This is a genomic window from Mycobacterium sp. (genome assembly GCF_035603715.1).
Lineage (GTDB): Bacteria > Actinomycetota > Actinomycetes > Mycobacteriales > Mycobacteriaceae > Mycobacterium.
The window spans coordinates 1-7,841 of sequence record NZ_DATNJW010000315.1; the positions used below are offsets into that span (position 1 = coordinate 1).

Annotated in this window: 8 protein-coding genes; all 8 read left to right on the top strand. The window is 67.8% G+C overall.

Annotated elements, in window-relative coordinates; all coding sequences use genetic code 11:
- Nucleotides 1-1,899, top strand: a 1,899-nt coding sequence (locus tag VN856_RS13025) for a phenylalanine--tRNA ligase subunit beta (protein WP_325689613.1), incomplete at its 5' end; no start/stop codon positions are given.
- A gap of 57 nt (nt 1,900-1,956) precedes the next feature.
- Complete coding sequence (argC, locus tag VN856_RS13030; RefSeq protein WP_325689615.1) at nt 1,957-3,000, top strand: N-acetyl-gamma-glutamyl-phosphate reductase; 1,044 nt, start codon at nt 1,957-1,959, stop codon at nt 2,998-3,000.
- The gene (argJ, locus tag VN856_RS13035) at nt 2,997-4,208 is read left to right on the top strand and encodes a bifunctional glutamate N-acetyltransferase/amino-acid acetyltransferase ArgJ (protein ID WP_325689617.1); all 1,212 of its coding nucleotides are present in this window, start codon (nt 2,997-2,999) and stop codon (nt 4,206-4,208) included. The genes argC and argJ overlap by 4 nt, the downstream gene beginning before the upstream one ends.
- Nucleotides 4,205-5,074: an acetylglutamate kinase gene (gene argB, locus VN856_RS13040; protein WP_325689619.1), complete on the top strand. Its 870-nt coding sequence runs from the start codon at nt 4,205-4,207 to the stop codon at nt 5,072-5,074. Before argJ ends, argB begins: the two co-directional genes overlap by 4 nt.
- Complete coding sequence (locus VN856_RS13045) at nt 5,071-6,261, top strand: acetylornithine transaminase (protein WP_325689621.1); 1,191 nt, start codon at nt 5,071-5,073, stop codon at nt 6,259-6,261. The genes argB and VN856_RS13045 overlap by 4 nt, the downstream gene beginning before the upstream one ends.
- A complete protein-coding gene (argF, locus tag VN856_RS13050) occupies nt 6,258-7,184 on the top strand; it encodes an ornithine carbamoyltransferase (protein WP_325689623.1) in 927 nt (308 codons plus the stop codon). Before VN856_RS13045 ends, argF begins: the two co-directional genes overlap by 4 nt.
- A complete protein-coding gene (locus tag VN856_RS13055) occupies nt 7,181-7,675 on the top strand; it encodes an arginine repressor (protein ID WP_325689625.1) in 495 nt (164 codons plus the stop codon). Before argF ends, VN856_RS13055 begins: the two co-directional genes overlap by 4 nt.
- A gap of 26 nt (nt 7,676-7,701) precedes the next feature.
- Nucleotides 7,702-7,841 (top strand): argininosuccinate synthase domain-containing protein (locus VN856_RS13060; protein ID WP_325689628.1); only part of this gene is annotated, 140 nt, incomplete at its 3' end.

The window sequence follows — 7,841 nt, forward strand, 5'->3', positions numbered from 1 at the left end:
AGAGAGGTGATCCCCGCCGTGCCGAGCCAGGGCGAGGCCTGGCCGCTGACCGTTCAACCCGAGACGGGTGTGCGCCGGTTTGCCCTGCGCCCGGTGACGGGCATTGACGCAACTGCCGTGTCGCCGTGGTGGTTACAGCGCCGATTGCTGCTCAGCGGGATCCGGGCGATCTCGCCGGCGGTCGACGCGACGAACTACGTGATGCTCGAACTCGGTCATCCGATGCACGCACACGACCTCAACCGGATCACTGGCGGACTCGCAGTGCGGTTCGCCACCGACGGCGAGACGGTCGAGACGCTCGACGACATCGAGCGCCAACTCAACCCGGCCGACGTGCTGATCGTCGACGATGTCGCGACAGCGGCGATCGGCGGCGTGATGGGATCGGGCAGCACCGAGATGCGCGACGACTCCACCGATGTGCTGCTGGAGGCTGCGGTGTGGGATCCGGCCGCGGTGTCGCGGACCGCGCGCCGGCTGCGTCTGCCCAGCGAAGCCGCCCGCCGCTACGAGCGGGAAGTCGACCCGGCCGTTTCCGTTGCGGCCCTGGATCGCTGCGCATCGTTGCTCGCCGAGATCGCCGGTGGTGAGGTCTCGGCGAAGCTCACCGACTGGCGGGGCGATCCGCCCCGGGAGGACTGGTCACTCCCACCGATCCGGCTCGCCGCTGACCTGCCGGATCGCATCGCCGGAGTGAGCTACGCCCAGGGCACGACGGCCCGGCGGTTGACCCAGATCGGCGCCGCGGTCAGCGATGCCGGTGACAGCCTGACCGTTACGCCGCCGAGTTGGCGGCCCGATCTGTTGCAGCCGGCCGACTTGGTCGAGGAGGTGCTGCGACTGGAGGGTCTGGACGTCATCCCGTCGGTGCTGCCGTCGGCGCCGGCCGGCCGTGGACTCTCGGCGACACAGCGCCGCCGTCGCGCCATCGGCAAGTCGCTGGCGCTGTCCGGCTACGTCGAGATCCTTCCGACGCCATTCCTGCCCGCCGGTGTCTTCGACGCCTGGGGCCTGCCCGCCGACGACGCACGGCGATCGACCACGCAGCTACTCAACCCGCTGGAAGCCGATCGCCCGCATCTGGCCACGACGTTGCTGCCGGGACTGCTTGAGGCTCTGGCGCGCAACGTCTCTCGCGGCATCGTCGATGTAGCGCTGTTCGCCGTCGCGCAGGTGGTGCAGCCGACCGAGCAGACGAAGGCGGTCGAGCTGATCCCGGTGAACCGGCGCCCCACCGACGACGAGATCGCCGGTCTGGACGCGTCACTTCCGCGGCAGCCCCAGCACGTCGCCGCGGTGTTGACCGGATTGCGCGAGCCCCGCGGACCGTGGGGCGAAGGTCGGCGATCCGAGGCGGCCGACGCTTTTGAGGCGGTGCGAATCATTGCCCGCGCCAGCGGAGTTGAGGTCACGCTGCGGGCCGCGCAGCATTTGCCGTGGCATCCGGGCCGCTGCGCAGAAGTATTCGTCGGCGAGACGGTGGTCGGCCACGCCGGGCAATTGCACCCGGCGGTGATCGAACGTTCCGGCCTGCCCAAGGGCACCTGCGCGGTCGAGCTCAATCTCGATGCCATCCCGATCGTCGATGCGTTCCCGGCGCCACGCGTTTCCCCATTTCCTGCGGTATTCCAGGACGTCAGCCTCGTCGTGAGCGCCGACGTTCCCGCGCAGGCGGTCGAGGACGCCGTTCGCGACGGCGCGGGAGAGCTGTTGGAGGATGTCCGGCTGTTCGACGTATTCACCGGCCCGCAGGTCGGCAACGACCGCAAGTCGCTGACCTTCGCGCTTCGGTTCCGCGCGGCCGACCGCACCCTCACCGAAGACGAGGCCAGCGCCGCTCGCGATGCGGCGGTGCAGCGCGCAGCCGAGCAGGTCGGCGCGGTACTGCGCGGCTGAGTTCGCCACCGAGAATGAGTTTGCATCAGTGTGCATAGTCATGCAACGATGGGCATCATGAGCCAGGGCATACGGGTCGCGATCGCCGGCGCCAGCGGCTACGCGGGCGGCGAGATCCTGCGGCTACTGCTCGGGCATCCGGCCTACCACGATGGACGGCTGACGATCGGCGCACTGACCGCCGCCGCCAGCGCGGGCACCCCGCTGGCCGAGCACCATCCACATCTGGTGCCCTTGGCGCAGCGGGTGCTGGAGCCCACCGAGCTTGACGTACTGGACGGTCATGACGTTGTTTTTCTGGCCCTTCCACACGGGCATTCTGCGGCGTTGGCGCAGCAACTCGATGCGCAAACCTTGGTGGTGGACTGCGGCGCGGATTTCCGGCTGAGCGACCGCGGCGCGTGGGAGCGCTTCTACGGCTCACCACACGCGGGCAGCTGGCCATACGGGTTGCCCGAGCTACCCGGTAATCGGGAGGCGCTGCGCGATGCGCGCCGCATCGCCGTGCCGGGCTGCTATCCGACCGCCGCCGTGTTGGCGCTGTTTCCCGCCGTGGCAGCCGATCTCATCGAGCCCGCCGTTACCGTCGTCGCGGTCAGCGGCGCCTCGGGTGCAGGTCGCGCAGCGAAAACCGACCTGCTCGGGTCGGAAATCATTGGCTCGGCGCGGGCCTACAACATCGCCGGCGCGCACCGGCACACCCCCGAGATCGTTCAGGGACTCAGCCAGGTGACCGGTCGCGACGTCACGGTGTCATTCACGCCGGTGCTCATCCCGACCTCGCGCGGAATTCTGGCCACCTGCACAGCGCGGACCACGTCACCGCTGTCGCAGCTGCGAGCTGCCTACGAGAAGGCGTATCACGAAGAGCCTTTCGTGCATCTGTTGCCCGAAGGACAACTGCCCCGTACCGGCGCGGTGATCGGCAGCAATGCCGCCCACATCGCGGTCGCCGTCGACGAGGACGCGGCCACCTTCGTCGCGATAGCGGCGATCGACAATCTGGTCAAGGGCACCGGCGGCGCCGCCGTGCAATCGATGAACCTGGCCCTGGGTTGGCCGGAGGCCGAAGGTCTTTCGGTGGTCGGGGTGGCACCGTGACACGCGCTGACCTCGCGCCGCTGGTACGCGCACAAGGCGTCACCGCTCCGGCGGGTTTTCGTGCCGCCGGCATCGCGGCCGGCATCAAGGCATCGGGTGCACTCGATCTCGCGCTCGTGTTCAACGAAGGACCCGATCACGGGGCCGCCGGAGTCTTCACCCGCAATAAGGTCAAAGCGGCGCCGGTCTTGTGGACCCACCAGGTGCTTGCCGACGGGCAGTTGCGCGCTGTGGTCCTGAATTCCGGTGGTGCCAATGCCTGTACCGGGCCGGGCGGATTCCAGGACACCCATGCCACCGCCGAGGGTCTGGCCGGGGCGTTGTCAGAGTGGGGCACCGAGACTGGGGCGATCGACGTAGCGGTGTGTTCCACCGGCTTGATCGGTGACCGATTGCCGATGGACAAGGTTCTCGCCGGCGTCGTGAATCTGGTGCGCGAAATGGCCGGCGGCATCTCCGGCGGCGAAGAGGCCGCCCGAGCCATCATGACCACCGACACGGTGCCCAAACAGGTTGCGCTGCACCATCCGGGCAACTGGACGGTCGGCGGCATGGCCAAGGGCGCCGGAATGCTCGCGCCCTCGCTGGCCACCATGCTGTGCGTGCTCACCACCGACGCCGTCGCCGATGCCTCCGCGCTCGAGCAGGCGCTGCGGCGCGCCACCGCGCTGACGTTCGACCGGCTCGACATCGACGGCGCCTGCTCGACCAACGACACCGTGCTGCTATTGGCATCCGGCGCAAGCGAAATCGCGCCCACCCAAGCCGACCTCGACGACGCGGTGCTGCGGGTCTGCGACGATCTGTGCGCCCAATTGCAAGCCGACGCCGAAGGGGTCACCAAGCGCATCACCATCAGCGTGACCGGTGCGGCGAGCGAAGACGACGCCGTCACCGCGGCCCGGGTGATCGCGCGCGACAGCCTGGTGAAGACCGCGATGTTCGGCTCCGACCCGAACTGGGGCAGGGTGCTCGCCGCCGTCGGCATGGCGCCGGTAGCGCTCAACCCCGACCGGATCACCGTGTCGTTCAACGGCTCAGCCGTTTGTGTCGACGGTGTCGGCGCACCGGGAGCACGCGAGGTTGATCTGTCGGCCACCGAGATCGAGGTTGCCGTCGACCTGGGGGTGGGCATCGCGCACGCCGCGATCCGCACCACCGACCTGTCGCACGCGTACGTCGAAGAGAATTCGGCGTACAGCTCATGATCTCGACCGAGGTCAAAGCGCAGGTGCTGGCCGAGGCGCTGCCCTGGTTGACCCAGTTGCACGGCAAGATCGTGGTGGTGAAATACGGCGGCAACGCCATGACCAACGACACACTGCGGCGTGAGTTTGCCGCCGACATGGCTTTCCTGCGCAACTGCGGCATTCACCCGGTCGTCGTGCACGGCGGGGGTCCGCAGATCAGCGCGATGCTCAAGCGACTCGGCATTGCCGGGGACTTCAAGGGCGGATTCCGGGTCACCACACCCGAAGTGCTCGATGTCGCGCGGATGGTGTTGTTCGGTCAGGTCGGCCGTGAGCTGGTCAACCTGATCAACGTGCACGGCCCGTACGCGGTCGGCGTCACCGGCGAAGACGCGAATCTGTTCACCGCGGTCCGGCGCAGTGTCAGCGTCGACGGTATCGACACCGACATCGGCCTGGTAGGCAACATCGCTGCGGTGAACCCCGCGGTGGTGCTGGATTTAATTGCCGCCAACCGGATTCCGGTGGTGTCGACGCTGGCACCCGACATCGACGGCGTGGTCCACAACATCAATGCCGACACCGCAGCGGGCGCATTGGCCGAGGCGTTGGAAGCCGAGAAGCTGCTGATGCTCACTGACGTCGAAGGCCTCTACACCAGCTGGCCGGACCGGGATTCGTTGGCCAGCGAAATCGACACCGCCGCGTTGACGCACCTGCTACCGACGCTGGAGACCGGCATGATCCCGAAAGTCGAGGCGTGCCTACGGGCGGTAACCGCCGGCGTGCCCAGCGCCCATGTCATCGACGGCCGCGTCGAGCACTGCGTATTGGTCGAACTGCTCACCGATGAAGGTTCCGGCACGAAGGTGGTGAGCGCATGACGAACACCGAAGACGTTCAGCAGCGGTGGTCCGCGGTGATGATGAACAACTACGGTGTCCCGCCGGTGGCTTTGTCCAGCGGCAACGGCGCCGTGGTCACCGACGTCGACGGCAAGTCCTACCTGGATCTGCTCGGCGGCATCGCCGTCAACGTGCTTGGGCATGGGCACCCCGCTGTGCTCGACGCCGTCACGCGACAGATGTCGACGCTGGGACACACCTCCAACTTGTATGCCGCCGAACCCGGCATCGCGCTGGCCGAGGCGCTGGTTGGCCTCCTCGGCACCGATGCCGAAGCGCGGGTGTTGTTCTGCAACTCCGGCACCGAGGCCAACGAGGCGGCGTTCAAACTCTCCCGTCTGACCGGCCGGACCAAACTGGTTGCCGCGCAAGGTGGTTTCCATGGCCGGACGATGGGCGCCCTGGCGCTGACCGGCCAGCCGTCCAAGCAGGCGCCGTTCGCACCGCTGCCCGGCGAGGTAAGCCACGTGCCGTACGGCGACGTCGACGCTCTGGCAGCCGCGGTCGGTGACGATACCGCCGCGGTGTTCCTGGAACCGATCATGGGGGAGAGCGGCATCGTCGTACCGCCCGACGGATACCTGGCGGCCGCCCGCGACATCACCAGCCGCCACGGTGCGCTGCTGGTTCTGGATGAAGTCCAAACCGGAATGGGCCGTACCGGAACGTTTTTCGCGCACCAACACGACGGCATCACCCCCGACGTGGTGACGCTGGCCAAGGGACTGGGTGGGGGGCTGCCGATCGGCGCGTGCCTGGCGATCGGTCCGGCGGCGCGACTACTGACGCCCGGCCTGCACGGCAGCACCTTCGGCGGCAATCCGATCTGCGCCGCAGCGGCGCTGGCGGTGCTGCGGGTATTGGCCGGCGAAGATCTGATACGACGGGCCGGGGTCCTCGGAAAGACCTTGCACCAGAACATCGAATCACTTCATCACCCGTCGATCGACCACGTTCGGGGCCGCGGATTGTTGTGCGGGATCGCGCTGACTTCTCCCACCGCGAAGGAGGTCGAAGGGGCCGCCCGCGACGCGGGGTTTTTGATCAACGCCGCGGCACCTGACGTCGTCCGCCTGGCGCCGGCGTTGACCATCACCGAGCATCAGCTCGACACGTTCGTCACCGCGTTGCCCGGCATCCTGGACACCGTTGAGGGGGCACCGTGATCCGACACTTTCTGCGCGACGACGACCTGAACCCCGATGAACAGGCCGAGGTGCTGGCGCTCGCCGCCGACTTGAAGAAGGACCCGTTCAGCCACCGGCCGCTGGAGGGCCCGCGTGGCGTCGCTGTCATCTTCGACAAGAACTCCACCCGAACCCGGTTCTCCTTCGAGGTGGGTATCGCCCAGCTCGGTGGGCACGCCGTCGTGGTCGACGGCCGCAGCACCCAGCTTGGCCGTGAGGAGACACTTCAGGACACCGCGAAAGTGTTGTCCCGCTACGTCGACGCCATCGTGTGGCGCACCTACGGCCAGGCCCGGCTCAGCGCAATGGCCGAGACCGCGACGGTGCCGATCGTCAACGCGCTCTCCGACCAGTTCCACCCCTGCCAGGTGCTGGCCGACCTGCAGACCATCGCCGAGCGCAAGGGATCACTGCGCGGTCTGCGGATGTCGTACTTCGGTGACGGCGCCAACAACATGGCGCACTCACTGATGCTCGGCGGCGTGACGGCCGGCATGCACGTGACGGTCGCGGCTCCGGCGGGTTTCGCGCCTGATCCGTTGTTCACCGCCGCCGCCGAGCACCGCGCCAACGACACCGGAGCCTCGCTGACCATCACCGCAGACCCCATCGCTGCGGCATCGGGGGCGGACGTGCTGGTGACCGACACCTGGACATCGATGGGCCAGGAAGACGACGGGCTCGATCGAGTACGGCCGTTCCGGCCCTTCCAGCTCAACGCCGACCTGTTGGCCAAAGCAGACGCGGAAGCCGTTGTCCTGCATTGCCTTCCCGCTCATCGTGGCCACGAGATCACCGACGAGGTGATCGACGGAGCGCACAGCGCGGTGTGGGATGAGGCCGAGAACCGGCTGCATGCGCAAAAGGCGCTGCTGGTGTGGCTGTTGGAGCGATCGACATGACGCGCTCGAAGACCACACCTGAGATCACCCGCGTCGGACGGCAAGCGCGCATCGTGGCGATCCTGTCGTCGGCTGAGGTACGCAGCCAGAGCGAGTTGGCCGCGCTGCTCGCCGCCGATGGCGTCGAGGTAACCCAGGCCACGCTGTCGCGGGACCTCGAAGAACTCGGAGCGGTGAAGTTGCGCGGGGCCGACGGCGGCGTCGGCGTCTACGTCGTGCCGGAGGATGGCAGCCCCCTGCGGGGGGTATCCGGCGGCACCGCGCGACTATCGAGGCTGTTGAGCGAGGTGCTGGTCTCCACCGATGCCAGCGGAAACCTCGCCGTGCTGCGCACCCCGCCCGGCGCGGCCGACTACCTGGCCAGTGCCATCGACCGGGCCGCACTGCCCTACGTAGTCGGCACGATCGCCGGAGATGACACGATCTTCGTAGCGGCCCGCGAGCCGATGACGGGCTTAGAACTCGCGACCCTGATCAAAGACCTCACATAACCGCACAACTCTAAGGAGATCAGTCCATGTCCGAGCGCGTCATCTTGGCGTATTCCGGCGGTTTGGATACCTCGGTGGCGATCAGCTGGATCGGCAAGGAGACCGGCCGTGAGGTTGTCGCGGTCGCGATCGACCTGGGCCAGGGCGGTGAGGACATGGAGGTGGT

What these genes read in the sequence shown, in the direction of transcription:
- argB (WP_325689619.1), top strand. Translation starts at nt 4,205, where the DNA reads ATGATCTCGACCGAGGTCAAAGCGCAGGTGCTGGCCGAGGCGCTGCCC.
- VN856_RS13045 (WP_325689621.1), top strand. Translation starts at nt 5,071, where the DNA reads ATGACGAACACCGAAGACGTTCAGCAGCGGTGGTCCGCGGTGATGATG.
- VN856_RS13055 (WP_325689625.1), top strand. Translation starts at nt 7,181, where the DNA reads ATGACGCGCTCGAAGACCACACCTGAGATCACCCGCGTCGGACGGCAA.
- argC (WP_325689615.1), top strand. Translation starts at nt 1,957, where the DNA reads ATGAGCCAGGGCATACGGGTCGCGATCGCCGGCGCCAGCGGCTACGCG.